At 68.7% G+C, this 14,127-nt stretch carries 15 protein-coding genes; 5 read left to right on the forward strand and 10 right to left on the reverse strand.

The genetic code is table 11. The features are described 5' to 3' along the window. Window positions 1-181: 181 nt before the first annotated feature. On the forward strand, window positions 182-1,570 hold the full coding sequence (locus KVT39_RS01925; RefSeq protein ID WP_217587408.1) for a DHA2 family efflux MFS transporter permease subunit: 1,389 nt from the start codon (window positions 182-184) through the stop codon (window positions 1,568-1,570). 9 nt (window positions 1,571-1,579) lie between these two features. Here KVT39_RS01925 and KVT39_RS01930 read toward each other — a convergent pair whose 3' ends face one another. The 3 genes from KVT39_RS01930 to KVT39_RS01940 all read right to left on the reverse strand — a co-directional run bounded on the left by KVT39_RS01930 (window position 1,580) and on the right by KVT39_RS01940 (window position 3,262). Continuing rightward, complete coding sequence (locus tag KVT39_RS01930) at window positions 1,580-1,960, reverse strand: DUF4377 domain-containing protein (RefSeq protein ID WP_034180182.1); 381 nt, start codon at window positions 1,958-1,960, stop codon at window positions 1,580-1,582. Window positions 1,961-2,147: 187 nt separating this feature from the next. Then, complete coding sequence (locus KVT39_RS01935) at window positions 2,148-2,759, reverse strand: OmpA family protein (RefSeq protein WP_217587416.1); 612 nt, start codon at window positions 2,757-2,759, stop codon at window positions 2,148-2,150. Window positions 2,760-2,761: 2 nt separating this feature from the next. Further along, entirely contained in the window at window positions 2,762-3,262 is a 501-nt protein-coding gene (locus tag KVT39_RS01940) for a hypothetical protein (RefSeq protein WP_258170570.1), read from the reverse strand. Between the two features lie 533 nt (window positions 3,263-3,795). Between KVT39_RS01940 and KVT39_RS01945 the strand changes: the two genes are divergently transcribed. Beyond that, window positions 3,796-4,989 carry a tyrosine-type recombinase/integrase gene (locus tag KVT39_RS01945; protein WP_217587418.1) on the forward strand — a complete coding sequence of 398 codons (1,194 nt, stop codon included), beginning with the start codon at window positions 3,796-3,798 and terminating at the stop codon, window positions 4,987-4,989. A 218-nt stretch (window positions 4,990-5,207) separates the two neighbouring features. On the opposite strand, the gene KVT39_RS01950 is transcribed toward KVT39_RS01945, so the two are convergent. The 7 genes from KVT39_RS01950 to KVT39_RS01980 all read right to left on the reverse strand — a co-directional run bounded on the left by KVT39_RS01950 (window position 5,208) and on the right by KVT39_RS01980 (window position 10,534). Continuing rightward, window positions 5,208-5,426, reverse strand: a complete 219-nt coding sequence (locus KVT39_RS01950) for a YXWGXW repeat-containing protein (RefSeq protein WP_217587420.1) — start codon at window positions 5,424-5,426, stop codon at window positions 5,208-5,210. A 58-nt stretch (window positions 5,427-5,484) separates the two neighbouring features. After that, on the reverse strand, window positions 5,485-6,642 hold the full coding sequence (locus KVT39_RS01955) for a DUF1501 domain-containing protein (RefSeq protein WP_217587422.1): 1,158 nt from the start codon (window positions 6,640-6,642) through the stop codon (window positions 5,485-5,487). 2 nt (window positions 6,643-6,644) lie between these two features. Next, window positions 6,645-8,048, reverse strand: a complete 1,404-nt coding sequence (locus KVT39_RS01960) for a DUF1800 family protein (protein WP_217587427.1) — start codon at window positions 8,046-8,048, stop codon at window positions 6,645-6,647. 243 nt (window positions 8,049-8,291) lie between these two features. Next, the gene (locus KVT39_RS01965) at window positions 8,292-8,795 is read right to left on the reverse strand and encodes a periplasmic heavy metal sensor (RefSeq protein WP_034180187.1); all 504 of its coding nucleotides are present in this window, start codon (window positions 8,793-8,795) and stop codon (window positions 8,292-8,294) included. After that, window positions 8,792-9,211, reverse strand: a complete 420-nt coding sequence (locus KVT39_RS01970) for a hypothetical protein (protein ID WP_217587429.1) — start codon at window positions 9,209-9,211, stop codon at window positions 8,792-8,794. Before KVT39_RS01970 ends, KVT39_RS01965 begins: the two co-directional genes overlap by 4 nt. Beyond that, on the reverse strand, window positions 9,208-9,960 hold the full coding sequence (locus KVT39_RS01975; protein WP_254640303.1) for an RNA polymerase sigma factor: 753 nt from the start codon (window positions 9,958-9,960) through the stop codon (window positions 9,208-9,210). Before KVT39_RS01975 ends, KVT39_RS01970 begins: the two co-directional genes overlap by 4 nt. A 274-nt stretch (window positions 9,961-10,234) precedes the next feature. After that, window positions 10,235-10,534: a YXWGXW repeat-containing protein gene (locus tag KVT39_RS01980; RefSeq protein ID WP_034180189.1), complete on the reverse strand. Its 300-nt coding sequence runs from the start codon at window positions 10,532-10,534 to the stop codon at window positions 10,235-10,237. A gap of 323 nt (window positions 10,535-10,857) precedes the next feature. Between KVT39_RS01980 and KVT39_RS01985 the strand changes: the two genes are divergently transcribed. The 3 genes from KVT39_RS01985 to yddG all read left to right on the forward strand — a co-directional run bounded on the left by KVT39_RS01985 (window position 10,858) and on the right by yddG (window position 14,120). Next, the gene (locus KVT39_RS01985) at window positions 10,858-12,543 is read left to right on the forward strand and encodes a metallophosphoesterase family protein (protein WP_217587439.1); all 1,686 of its coding nucleotides are present in this window, start codon (window positions 10,858-10,860) and stop codon (window positions 12,541-12,543) included. Window positions 12,544-12,641: 98 nt separating this feature from the next. Next, complete coding sequence (locus KVT39_RS01990) at window positions 12,642-12,929, forward strand: hypothetical protein (protein WP_175747699.1); 288 nt, start codon at window positions 12,642-12,644, stop codon at window positions 12,927-12,929. 240 nt (window positions 12,930-13,169) lie between these two features. Continuing rightward, on the forward strand, window positions 13,170-14,120 hold the full coding sequence (gene yddG, locus KVT39_RS01995) for an aromatic amino acid DMT transporter YddG (protein ID WP_217587441.1): 951 nt from the start codon (window positions 13,170-13,172) through the stop codon (window positions 14,118-14,120). The last annotated feature ends 7 nt before the right edge of the window (window positions 14,121-14,127 follow it).

The raw sequence follows: 14,127 nt of genomic DNA on the forward strand, positions 1-14,127 counted from the left end.
GTGGCAGGTGCGCTACGCCGGACGGGATCGAGCATCACGCATTGCCGATGACAATCGATGTCTCCAGGCAGCTTCCCGATGGCCACAGGAATCGGTACCATCGAGCGCTTGAAGACCGACAGGCGCCGCGCGTCCGTGCAATGGCGCCGCCCGCGCCCGGTCTTCGCACCGCCATTTCGCCATGTCCCGGGAACCCACACACTCCGCGCTGCTCTGGATCGTCGCCGCTGCGTTCTTCATGCAGTCGCTCGACACGACGATCGTCAACACTGCCCTGCCTTCGATCGCGCAAAGCCTGCACGCGTCGCCGCTCGCGATGCAGCCCGTCGTGGTCGCCTACACGCTGATGATGGCGATGCTCACGCCGGCGTCCGGCTGGCTCGCCGACCGGTTCGGCACGCGCCGCGTGTTCTCGGTCGCCATTCTCGTGTTCGTGCTCGCGTCGATCGGCTGCGCGGCATCGCATACGCTCGGCCAGCTCGTCGTCGCGCGCGCCGTGCAGGGCATCGGCGGCTCGATGCTGCTGCCGATCGGGCGGCTCGCCGTGCTGCGCCGCGTGCCGGGCGAACAGTACGTCGCGGCGATCGCGTTCGTATCGATCGCCGGCCAGCTCGGCCCGATCGTCGGGCCGACGCTCGGCGGCTGGCTCACGCAGGCGATTTCATGGCACTGGGTGTTCATCGTCAACGTGCCGGTCGGCGTGGTCGGCTTCATCGCGGTGCAGCGCTACCTGCCGCACGACCAGGCGAAACAGCCGCCGCCGTTCGACTTCGTCGGCTGTGCGCTGCTGTCGGTCGCGATGATCGCACTGTCGCTCGCGATCGACCCGCCGATGCCCGCGCATCGCGCCGCCTGGTCGGCCGGGCTCGCCGTGCTCGGCCTGGCGAGCGCGCTCGCGTACCTGCCGCATGCGCGGCGGCGCGCGCAGCCGCTGTTCCGGCTCGGGCTGTTTCGCGAGCCGAACTTCGGTTCGGGGCTGCTCGGCAACCTGCTGTGCCGGATCGGCACGAGCGCGGTGCCGTTCATGCTGCCGCTGCTGATGCAGGTGCAACTCGGCTATACACCGCTGCAATCGGGGCTGATGATGCTGCCGGCCGCGATCGCGGGCGTCATCGCGAAACGCTGGATCGCGCCGCTCGTGAAGCGCTTCGGCTACGCGACGTTTCTGGTCGTGAATACGGGGATCGTCGGCTGTGCGATCGCGGGGTTCGCGCTCGTGTCGGCGCGGCCCGCGCCGGTGCTGGAGATCGCGCTGCTGGTCGTGTTCGGCGCCGCGAACTCGATGCAGTTCGCGGCGATGAACGGCGTGACGCTGAAGGGGCTGTCGCATGCCGACGCCGGCAGCGGCAACAGCCTGTTCACGATGATGCAGATGCTGGCGATGGGGCTCGGCGTGTCGATCGGCGGCGGGCTAGTGAACCTGTTCGCCGCCTGGTGGGGCTCGATGGGGCGCGGATTCATGCTGTCGTTCGCGTGCATGGGCGCCGTCACGCTGCTGTCGTCCGTCGTGTTCCGGCGGATCGATACGGCCGCGCCGCCGGCCCGTGCGGCGGCGCGGCCGTCCGCGTGAGCGCGGACGTCAGTTCGCCTGGCGGCGCTCGACGACGCGCTTGAGCACCCAGCGGATCGACGAACCGTCGGCCGGCGGCCGCGCGACGCGGTATTCGTCGACTTCGAGCGTGTACAGGTAACCGGGCTGGTACGCAAAGCCCTCGATGCCCGCGTACCACAGGCTCCACGGCTCGCTCGGGCTGCTGCGGACCTGCAGGCATTCCATCGGTGCGACGCCCGTGCAGCGCGCGGATTGCGGCGCGACATAGACGGTCTTCGTCACCGGCCGGCCGTCGGCCGGGCGGGCCGCGTTCTGGGCCGTGACGGCCGCGTCGGTCTGGCATCCGGCGAGGAGCGTGCTGCCGGCAATGACGGCCGCGCCGAGCAGCGTTCTGGAATGGCGAAGCATCTGGTGTTCCTCTGGAAGCGTTGGAGGGGCGGTTAGACGATCGGCGCGGCGGGAAAGTTCGCAAATGCCTTACAGCCGGCGTTCTCCCCCCTCATTCGTGCGATGTCGCCCGCACGCCGACACGTTACCGTGCTCCGGTTCAGCCGCGCGCATCGCAGCCGACGGTCCGCATGTGCACGCCGGGCGCCTACTTCGCGCGCTTCGCGTCGTTCGGCAACACGAACTCGACACGGCGATTCAGTGCACGGCCGTCCGGATTGTCCGCGCCATTCCTGAGCGTATTGGGCGCGACCGGCCGGCTGCCCCCCAGCCCCTTGACCGACAAACGCGCCTTCTTCATCCCGTGCGACGTGAGCCAGTCGGCCACGGCATTCGCACGACGGAAAGACAGCGTCTTGTTATACGCGGCAGATCCTTTCGAATCGGTATGCCCCTCGATCACGATCGCCCCGGACGGAACGGACGCGGCGAGCCGCAGGATGTCGTCGAGTGTCGGCTCGGCAGACGGCCGGATAGTGGCCTTGTCGAAGTCGAACAGGATGTCGCCCAGCATCGACACCCGCACTGTCGCCTTGTCATCGCGCACGGACAGGCCGTCGTGCCGTGCCGCGAGCCCCGATGCCCTGGCCGACAGATCCGATACGGTGCTGTTCAGATCGGACGAGAAGCCCTTCACGTCCAGGACGGTTGCGTTGAGATCGCGAATGTCGCGATGCGCCGGCGGCGCTTGCGCGAAGGCGTCGCCGACGGCGGTCGCCGACAGGATCAGCGCCACGATTGATGTGATCGCTCCGGCCATGGTCAGCGATCGGTAATCTTGATGCCGTCGAGCGCTTCCACACCCGGAATCGACAACGACACCTTGGTGACGTTCTTCGGCGGAGCGGGAAATCTCCCGTACCACGTGCCCGCGCTCGGAGAATCCTTCGATGTGCTAAGAACCACGCGAGGGCTGGCCAGCGGCTGGTTGTTGCTGTCCGTCAGCAGCAAGTGCTTCTTGTTGCCTGCGAGCACGTAGATGCCGTTCTCGTAGTCGCTCTTGCTGATCGAGCTATAGAGCACTTCCACCTTGTTTGCGACGAGCGGCTTGAACCGCAGCTTGATCGTCAGGATATCGCCTTCGCGGATCGCCTCGATTGCCTGCGCTTCGGCTACGCCGCTCGAAACGAGCCCGACAGCCAGCGGCGTTGCGGCGGAAGACCCCGCGGGCGCCTGAGCCGACGCGTTATCGGAAAGTGCCGCGGTCGCCAGCAGCGCCCCCACGACGGTGCAGATGGTTGCTGCGTTTCTAATTGGTGTCACGGGAACCGTCCTTTTTTAAGGTTATTGGTAGCGTGCGTCAATTACGAAACGAGTTCTCTCATTGCCATTCCGGCGCTGGAACCCTGACTGTGTCTCGGATTTTATTTTATGAATTTGTAGGGAGAATACACGTCCTTCGTAAGGATCGACAACCGTCGCGGGCATATTCCCGTGGCGCGATTCGAGCGTAAATATTTCCGACTGTCAGGTGGCTCCTTGAAAAAACAAGGGACTACGCACGGCGTGGACATGCCCGATGCCATCGAATCTGCCATGTCGTGCGGAAAAACCGACCGCACTTCGTGCGCGATCGCGGTCATGGGGGTTTCGAGCACGGAGATACGGCCAGCCTCGCGAGTGAATTTGCAGAATCAGCGGAACGTCTGTGATCCGCATCAACGGACCCTGGTCCGCTTCGACGTCGAAGCACCGGCATGCGCCGCATGACGATCGTGTACCATCGGCGCTTCCCGATACGCTTTGTCGCGCTGCCTTCGTTCGCTCGCGCGGCCCACACTGCGCCCCCGCTTCGCATGACCTCACCCGTTCCGTCCGGCGCCGCGCTGCGCCCGCTGCCGATCGATACGCTGACCGTGCCGGCCGCACTCGACGGACGCGCGGGCACCAACCGCTCGGGCAGCACGCATCCGCAGATCGCCGCGACCAACGATCTCGACGCCGTGCGCGCATGGCTCGCGCGCTTCGTCGATACGCCGACCACGTTCCAGAACTACCGCAAGGAAGCCGAGCGCCTGCTGCTGTGGGCCGTGATCGCGTGCGGCAAGCCGCTGTCGTCGCTCACGCACGAAGATCTCGTCGTCTACCGGCAGTTCCTGCTCGCGCCCGCACCGACCGACGTATGGTGCGCGAACGGCGGCCGCAAGCATCCGCGCGACGACCCGCGCTGGCGGCCGTTCTACGGGCCGCTGTCGGCGGCCAGCCAGCGGCAGGCGCTGGTGATCCTGAACGTGATGTTCTCGTGGCTCGTGCAGGCCGGCTACCTCGCCGGCAATCCGCTTGCGTTGTCGCGGCAGCGGCAGCGTCGTCCCGCGCCGCGCATCACGCGCCATCTCGGGCAACCGCTGTGGCAGTCGGTCAAGGACGCGATCGTCGCGATGCCGCGCGACGATGCGCGCGCGTGCTTCCATGCGGATCGCGCGCGCTGGCTGTTCACGCTGCTGTATCTCGGCGGGCTGCGCATCACCGAAGCGGCCGACACGACGATGGGCCAGTTCTTCTGCCGGCGCGACGCGAACGGGCACGACCGCTGGTGGCTCGACGTGACGGGCAAAGGCGGCCGGCAGCGGCTCGTGCCGGCCACCGACGAGATGATGGCCGAGCTGTCGCGCTACCGGCGCGCGCACGGGCTGCCCGCGCTGCCGTCCGACGGCGAGCCCACGCCGCTCGTGCTGCCGCTCGGCCAGGCGCGCAAGCCGCTCACGCGCGCGGCGCTGCACAGGATCGTGAAGCGGGTGTTCCGGCACGCGGCCGACCGGCTGCGCGCGAACGGCGCGGCCGGCGACGAACAGGCGCGCGTGCTCGAACAGGCGTCCGCGCACTGGCTGCGCCACAGCGCGGGCTCGCATATGGCCGACGGCCGCGTCGACCTGCGGCTCGTGCGTGACAACCTCGGCCACGTGTCGCTCACGACGACGAGCCAGTACCTGCACGCTGACGACGACTGGCGGCATCGCGAGACGGAGGAGAAGCACCGGATCGGGTGGTAGGCGCTGCGTGCACGGCAGCACGCTGTCGCTGTCGCTGTCGCTGTCGCTGTCGCTGTCGGTGTCGGTGTCGGTGTCGGTGTCGGTGTCGGTGTCGGTGTCGGTGTCGATGTCGGTGTCGATGTCGAGGCCGACTTGCGTTTCGCACCAGCGTTCAGTGAACGAGTTCGAGCCCGCTTCCCGGCACCCTCGCCGCGAACCGCCCGGAACGCCCCGCCCGATCAGTACACGGCCACCCAGTGCCCGGGCACCCACGCCCAGTGATTGCCGGCCCACCGGTAATGCCCCTTCGCCCAGCGATAGCCGGGTGCCGGTGGCGGCGGCATCACTTCGACGAGCGGCGCCGGCTGCGGCGGCCGCACGGGTTCGACCACGCACGCGGACATCAGCACGGCACTCGCGCTCACCAGCACGGTAAGCGAAACGGATCGGATCTTCATCGTCAATTCTCCCTGTTGTGTAATCGTTTGGCGAGGTCGAACGCGGCGACACCCCGCGTCACGCAGCCCCGTGAATCAGGCCCGTCATCGGCCGCGTCGCACCGCTTTCCGCAAACAGCGCGGACGCGGTGCGGCGAGGATCGAGCCGCAGGCTTTCGGCAGCCGCGCCCGAGATCAGCGCATCGAGCGAGGCGGTCGGCTTCAGGTCGCGGCCTTCATACAGGTCGCCCGGCCGCAGTCCCGGCCAGTCGGCGATCACGCGGCCGCCCGCGACCACGCCGCCCGCCAGCATCGCGACCGACGCCTGCCCGTGATCGGTGCCGCCCGTGCCGTTCGCCGCGGCCGTGCGGCCGAACTCGGTCGCGACCAGCACCGTGGTCTGCTGCCATGCGGGCCCGAGGCCGTCGCGCAGTGCGGCGAGCATCGTGTCGAGCGCCTTCAGTTGATTGGCGAGCCGCGTGTTCTGCGCGCTGTGCGTGTCCCAGCCGCCCGTTTCGATCATTGCGATCCGCGGGCCGTCGTCGCGCGCGAGGAACGTCGCGGCAAGCTTGCCGACACCCGCGGGATCCTGCCGCGCATGCGCGTCGCCGGCGAGGCCGCGCGCTTGCATCGCCGATTGCCACAGCGGGCCGAGCTGCGTGTCGGCCTCGTAAAGCGCCGACACGCGCGCGAGCAGGTCGTCCGGCGCGGCCGGCAAACCGGACGGCGCATACGACGCGGCCTGCACGGTGCCGCGCAACGCGAGCGGCACGGTCGGCGCGAACGCGATCGCGCTTTCGCGCGTCGCCGGCAGCAGCGCGGCGAGCCGGTTCAGCCAGCCGTCCTTCACCTGATATGGCGCGCGGCCGCCTGTTTCGAGCACGTTCTGCCCGTCGAAATGCGAGCGGTCGCGATACGGCGACGCGATCGCGTGCACGAACAGCGCCTGCCCGTCGCGGTATAGCTGCGCGGTCTGCGTGAGCGACGGATGCAGCGCGAACGTGCCGTCGAGCCGCGTCGCGGACTCGGTATCGATCGCGAGCGCGCCGCGCAGCGACGCATACGCGGGTTCGGCATACGGGACGACGATGTTCAGGCCGTCGGCCGCGCCGCGCTGAATCACGAACACGAAGCGCCGGTCGGTCTCGACGTTCGCGAACACGATGCGCGGCGCGACGAGGATCGCGCCTGCGCCGGCGGCGGCAACGCTCAGGAATTGTCGGCGGGACAGTGCCATGTTCACCTCCGTTGGAAATCGGGCGATACGAGCAGCAGCGCGAGCGACGTGGTCGCACTTTCCGCGCGCGCCAGCGCGGTCGCGGTCGGCGCGCTCATCGACCCGGCGAGCAGTGTGTTGCCGAGCGTGCGCGGGTCGAGCCGGTCGCCGGTGCGTGCGGCCAGGCGCTGCGCGATCTCGACGCGGCGCACGAGCGCGTCGGGCGCGGCCCAACTCGCGGCGACGTCGTCGTAGCCCGCCGGCGAGCCCGGCCGCCACACCGGCTGGCCGAGCTGCGCGAGCAGCGGCGCGGCCTTCAGGTCGCCCCGATCGTCCATCTCGCGCCAGCCGAGCCCGCGCAGCGACGATACGGCCCACTCCCACGGCGTCTTGAACTTGCGGTTGACCGGCGACCACGCATCGGGCGCATCGACGAGCGCGCGATAGACGGTCGGCAGATCGCCGCCGCTCGCATCGAACGCGCGGACCAGCCGGTCGGTCAGCGCGGGCGGCGGATTGTCGGCGACGAAATGACGGGCAAGCTGGAACGCGATATGCCGGCCCGTCGCATCCGACCGCGCGAGGTCGTGCAGGATCGCGCGCGCCTGCGCTTCGCCCGGCTGGTCGTAGGTGCGCCCCATCACCGTGCGCGTGCCCGGTTCATGCAGCTTCGGGCGAAACACGAACGCGCCGGGCGCGGCATCGCCCGGCTGCAGCCCGCGTCCGCCCGCGATGCTCCAGCCCGTCAATGCGCGCGCGAACTCCGTCACGTCGGCTTGCGTGTAGCCGGTTCGCACGCCGAGCGTGTGCAGTTCCATGATTTCGCGCGCGAGGTTCTCGTTGAGCCCGCGCTTCGCCGACGGATTGCGTGCTTGCGCGCGCAGCGCGGCCGGGCTGTCCGGGCCGACCGAGCGTGCCTGGTCGAGAAAGACCTGCATCGCGGGATGCTGTTCGACGGCGACGAGCATGTCCTCGAAGCGGCCGAGCACGTGCGGGCGGATCGCATCGCGTTCGAACGCGCCCGCATACGCGGCCACCTGCCCCTTGTCGACCGACACCGCGAAATGGTTCGCCCAGAAATGCACGAGACGCTCGACGAACGGCGCGGGCGTGTTCAGCGCGCTGTTCAGCCGTGCGGCGACGGCGCTTCGATACGCGTCGTAGCCGTCGCGCCGGATCGATTGCGCGGTCGCGCGCTTCGCGGCCGCGTCGTCGCCTGTCATCGCGTTGCGCGCGTTCGCGAAGCGCGTCGCGAGCGCGATCGCGTCCGGTTCGCCGGCCCACGCGGCGGGCCGCGCGTCGTAACGGTCGAATTGCGCGACGAGCGCCGCCTTCGGGTCGGCAGGCGGCGCTTCGTCGGCCCGCGCGCCGAGACCGAAGCGGTTCAGCGCGATCGCGGCCGGCGTGGTGTCGTTCGGGTGGTCCATGACGGGCTCTCTGGCGGTGCGTACCCACGTTTAACGCAGGCATGCAGGGAAATCCGTCGCGGAGCTCGCAAATATTTTCTGGATCGGAGAAACGAGGAACGGGAGAGGCGGCGGAGGTGAGGCACTGCAACGGCGCGAGTCATCGACGCGCAACGGCGCGTGCAATTCATCCCGTGTACGCATTGCGCGTGACCGAATGCGAGTGCCGGCGACACGCGTATCGCGTGTCGCGCTGCCTGTTGCCTACTGACTCGCCGGCGTGTCCGGCTTCTTCTGCAGTCTCGGCGGCAGACGCCAGTTGCCGCTGTGCTGCAACCCGTCGACGAACTTCACGCGCTCTTCGGGTGTCAGCGTCGCCGCGAAATCGACGACGCTGCGCTCGACCTGCGCACGCATCGCGGTATCGGCCGCGCGCGTGCGATCAAGTGCGGCGTCGATCGCCGCGCGATCGAGTTGCGGCGCGGCGAGCAGATCCAGCACGGTGATCCGGCCGTCGCGCCCTTCCCGCGCGAAATCGCGGCCGTTCTTGCGCGCGGCCTTCAGCGCGGCGGCAAACTCGCGCTGCCGCGCATCGGGCAATTCGTCCGCCGCGAAACGCAACGCGGTGCGCTGCGCGGGCGCGCCTGCCGCAAGCTGGTCGCGATGCGTCGAGAACCACTGATACACGCCGCCGCCGATCGCGCCGAGCATGAACACGTTCAACACGACCGAGCCGACGAGGATGAATTTCCAGCCGCGTTCGCTCATTCATCGCTCCCATCGATGCTCGGGCCGCCGAACGTCGTCGTCAGATAACCCGGTTCGTGCTGCGACGTCGGCACGCTGCCGAGCATCAGCATCGACACGGCCACCGCGCCCGCCAATGCGCCGGCCAGGCCGACGCCCGCGAACGCCGCGCCCGACCACCACACGTTGCCGCGCCGCCGCGCGCGTTGCGGCGCGGGCGCCGTCGCGACGATGCGCTCGACCAGCGCCGGTGCAGGCGGCATGACCGTGTCGTACGAGAGCCATGCATCGAGGTCGGCGGCATCGTCCAGCGCCAGCAGCGCTTCGCGCGGGTTCGCGTGCGCCCATGCCTCGGCGGCCGCGCGCTCGCCGTCCGGCCAGCGCCGCGCGTCCGAGCCGTACGCGGCGACGATGGTGCGAAATCGTTCGGGTGTCATCGCTTGTCCTCGCTAGGTGGGTCGCCGGCCAGTTGCGCGCGCAGGTTGCGCCTCGCGCGGGCGAGCAGGCTTTCCAGCGCATCAACGGTGATGCCCATCAGGTTGGCTGCTTCCACATTCGACATTTCCTGATAGTACTGGAGCACGAGCGCTTCCCGCTGCCGCGGCGGCAACGCGGCAAGCGCCTGCCGCACGCGCGCATCGCGCGAGCGCAGTTCCGCATGCGCGGCCGGCTCCGGTTGCGGGTCCTGCACGTCGGGCAACGTATCGACGGGCTCCTCGCGCCGGCCGCGCAACCGGTCGTAGCACAGGTTCAGCACGACGCGATGCAGCCACGTGTCGAAACGCGCCTCGCCTTCGCGCCAGCGCGGCGCCTGATTCCAGATTCGCAAGAACGTCTCCTGTGCGACGTCCTCGGCTTCGTTCCGATCGCCGAGCATGCGCGTCGCCAATGCGAGCAGCCGCGGCAGCTTGCGCGCGACGAGCACGCGCACCGCCGACGAATCGCGCGCGCCGACGCGCGCGACGAGTTCCGCGTCCGGGTCGCGGTCGCCGCGATCGCTCAACGCCGCCTGCTCCGTCGCGCAGCGCGATTGCGTCGCGCTGTACCGGCAGGTGTGCCCGCCGCCCGGCTGAAGCTCATCGTCGTGCTCTCCTTGCATGCGTCGGGCCATCGCCGCGCGGCGCCACGCCGACGGTTCGGCGGCGTCGCGCGCATCGTGCGCGGCGTCGCACACGGTGTCGGCCATGTCCGTTTCATCGACATCCGTTTCGCGCGGCATATCGATCCTGTCGGCAACTCACGCGTCGCCCGGTTGCGCGACCGTCGGCCGGCGTGCTCAATATACGACGACCGGCACGGGCCGGTAATACACCGGACGCGCCGGCACCACGACGCAGCCAGCCAGCACGATGGCCGCGGCCGCCAGTATCACGATGGTTCGAAAAGGCATGGCTTCGACTCATGACATTGCGTGAAGGATCCGCCGCGCCGGCACGATGTCCCGCGCGGCGGCGCGCGCATCAGGCCCAGTGGCCCGGCACCCAGCGCCAGGCCGGCCCGCGCGCGGCCCAGTGTCCGGGCACCCAGTGATAACCGACGCGCACCACTTGCCAGTGGCCCGGAATCCATACGTAGCGGCCCTGCCGCCAGTGCCAGTGGCCCTGGTCCCACACGTAGCCCGCGCGCGGCGCCGGCATCACTTCGACGCGCGGCGCCGGCGGTGCGTAAGGCGCGACGATCACGGCCTGCGCGAAGGCGGCGGACGCCGCCAGCGCGGCCACGCATCCGGCGGCAAACCGCAATGGAACAGAAAGTTTCATGAAAGACTCCGAAGTAACGGGCATCGACCGGAAGCGGCCGTTCATGCGTTAAACGGAGCGGGCGACAGAAATCCGTCGCGGTATCGGCGAATAAATTTCGGGCGGATCGAACGCGCTTTGGCGCGGGTCGGCTGCCGCGCGATGCGCGAGCCAGCGTATCGGCCGCCATACACGGGGTTGCCGTGCTGTCACAACGCGGCAAAACTGCCCGTCGACAATGCGCGTCACCGGGATCCCGCTCGTTTCCGGCCCACGCCCCGGCCGCGCTCGCGCATGGCCGCGCGGCTCCACCTTTCGCGTCCCCATCAACGAAAACTACGACCATGTCGAACCAGGACACTCTCCCTGATCAGCCGAACGAGCCGGCCGCGTCGGTGTCGCGTCGCGGCTTCCTGAAACTCGCCGGCGTATCCGGCCTCGCCACTGCTGCCGGCGGGCTCGCGGCCGCCCGGGCCGCCGCGTCGAATCCGGACGGCACGCCCGAGCAGGTCCACCTGACGTGGGGCAACGACCCGACGTCCGAAGTCGTGATCTCGTGGGCGTCGCTCGCACCGGCCGTCAATCCGCGCGCGCGCATCGTCGCCGACGGCGAGCCGCCGCGCACGGTGCACGGCGTCCAGCGCCTGTACACCGACGGCCTGAACGGCGAAACCGTGTTCGCGTACCACGCGCGCGCGCACGGGCTGAAGCCGGATACGCGCTACCGCTACGAGATCACGGCCGACAACGACAGCAACGCCGCGCAGCCGTTCGCCGCGAATTTCTCGACCGCGCCGCGCGGCCGCGCGCCGTTCCGCTTCACGAGCTACGGCGATCTCGCGACGCCGAACGGCGCATGGGTGCTGTCGTCGCCGCAGAGCCGCTTCGCGGTGCAGGCCGTCGAGCAGTTCCAGCCGCTGTTCCACCTGCTGAACGGCGACCTCTGCTACGCGAACCTGAACCCCGCGCACCAGCCCGAGGTGTGGCGCGATTTCGGCAACAACAACCAGACGTCGGCCGCGAATCGCCCGTGGATGCCCTGCCCCGGCAATCACGAGATCGAGTTCAACAACGGTCCGCAAGGGCTCGACTCGTATCTCGCGCGCTATACGCTGCCGGAGAACGGCACGCGCTTCCCGGGCCGCTGGTACAGCTTCCGCGTGAGCTCGGTGCTGTTCGTGTCGCTCGACGCCGACGATGTCGTGTACCAGGACGCCGCCGCGTTCGTCGGCGGCCCCGCGCCGCTTGTGCCGGCCGCGAGCACGGGCCGCCCGCCGATCGAGCCCGGCACGTCGTTCTACGTGCGCGGCTACAGCAACGGCGAGCAGACGCGCTGGCTCGAACACACGCTGCGCCATGCTGCGCATGACGACGACATCGACTGGATCGTCGTGCAGATGCACCAGGACGCGCTCAGTTCGTCGAAGACGGGCAACGGTTCCGACAAAGGCATTCGCGAGGCATGGCTGCCGCTGTTCGATCGTTACGGCGTCGACCTCGTGCTGTGCGGCCACGATCACGACTACGAGCGCAGCTACCCGGTGCGCGGCTGCAATCACCGCGCGGGTGTCGACGCGTCGACCGGCGAAGTGGTCGAAACGCTGCAGCCGCGTCCGGTCGGCTCGAACGACCCGGACCGCACGAAGTTCGACACGAGCCACGGCACGATCCACCTGATCCTCGGCGGCGGCGGCACCAGCGCGCCGCTCGACGTGTACGGCGAGAATCCGTCGACCGGCTTTGCGCGGGCGAAGGTGTTCACGAAGCCGAACCGGCCGGTGCCTGGCACCGCGCCGAACACGTTCGTGCGCCAGCCGGCCGATGCGCTCGAGGATGCGATCTGGTCCGCGCGCCGCGATACGGGCACCGGTTACGGGATCGCGGTGTTCGACCACGACCCGGGCAAGCCGGGCGGCCACACGACGATCACGATGCGCTACTACCACGCGCCGGGCGCCGATCAGCACCCGACCGCGCAGTACGAGCTGTTCGAGACGATCGAGCTGAGCAAGAAGCGGCACGAGCGGTGATCGGGCCGGCGCCCGCTGCGGCGGGCGCCGGTTGCATTGGCATCGAGGAATGGGCGTGCCACGACGCGGGTTAGACTGCGTGCCTCGCACACCGGCCCATGAAGATGAGTTTCGAATACCGCATCCACACGACCCCGTCAGCCGACGCATTCGATGCAATCGCGGATGCGCTACGGCAAACGCATCGCGACATCGACGTCGATCCCGACCGACGACGGCTCGAAATTCGCGATGACACCGGCCGCTGGCCGCTGATCGGCCTGTCGACCGACGAACACGGGTTCTTCCTCGTCACGACGCTCGGGCCGACGCGTGACGCCATGCTCGACTCGATCGGACGTGCATTGTCGGCAATCGGAGCGGAATGGCGCATCGACGACGCATGACCGGCTAGCGCGTTCCGCACACACGCCTGAATCCGCCGCATGCACCCGGCTGTTCCCCCACCATCGTCCGCCACTCGGTCGCGCCGGCTCGGCCCCTTTAAACTACGCGTGTCCGGCGCAATCGCCGCATTGCATTGCCGGTTGCAGTCGCAACCGGACTTTTCCGTTCGCGCTGGCAGCACACGCGAGCGCAACCGAATCATCCGAAGTCGAATTTGAATGTCGAAACAAACAGGAAGCATGAAACGCAAGAACAAGAACAAGGCAACACTCATCGGGCTCGGCGCGGTGCTGTTGTGGGCCTCGGTGGTCGCCCTCGTTCGCGGAGTCAGCGAAAGCCTCGGTGCGACCGGCGGCGCCGCGATGATCTACACGGTGGCGTCCGTGCTTCTGCTGTTTTCGATCGGCTTCCCCGACCTGAGCAAGTTCCCGAAAAGCTACCTGCTGTGGGGCGGGCTGCTGTTCGTCTCGTACGAGCTGTGCCTGGCGCTGTCGATCGGGTATGCGAGCAACGGCCGGCAGGCGATCGAAGTCGCGATGGTCAACTACCTGTGGCCGAGCCTGACGCTGATCGCAGCCATCGTGTTCAACAAGCAGCGTGCCAACCTGCTGGTCGTGCCGGGCGTCCTGCTGTCGATGCTCGGCATCTGCTGGGTGCTCGGCGGCGACCAGGGCCTCGATCCGGCCGGTATGCTGCGCAACGTCGCGGACAATCCGCTGAGCTATGGCCTCGCCTTCTTCGGCGCGCTGATCTGGGCCGGCTATTGCACGGTGACGGCACGCATTGCCGACGGCAAGAACGGCGTCACGCCGTTCTTCATGCTGGTCGCAGCGGCGCTCTGGATCAAGTTCGCGATCGAGGGCGGCGGCGCCATGACGTTCAGCCTTCACGCGATCATCTATATCGTGCTGGCGGCATCGGCGCTCGGGTTCGGCTATGCGGCATGGAACACCGGCATCATGCACGGCAACGTGACGATCATCGTCGGCGCGTCGTACCTGACGCCGGTGCTCGCGGCCGCGCTCGCCGCAACGCTGCTGCATGCGCCTCTGTCAGCCGAATTCTGGCAAGGCGCAGTGATGGTTTGCGGCGGGTCGATCCTGTGCTGGCTCGCGACACGCAGCCGACGCAGTGAAAAGGCAGCGCCCGTTCGGGTCGGGAAGGATGCCGAAGGCAATTGCCCCGGGTGACGATGCG

Source organism: Burkholderia sp. GbtcB21, assembly GCF_019091065.1.
GTDB classification, from domain to species: Bacteria; Pseudomonadota; Gammaproteobacteria; order Burkholderiales; family Burkholderiaceae; genus Burkholderia; species Burkholderia pyrrocinia_C.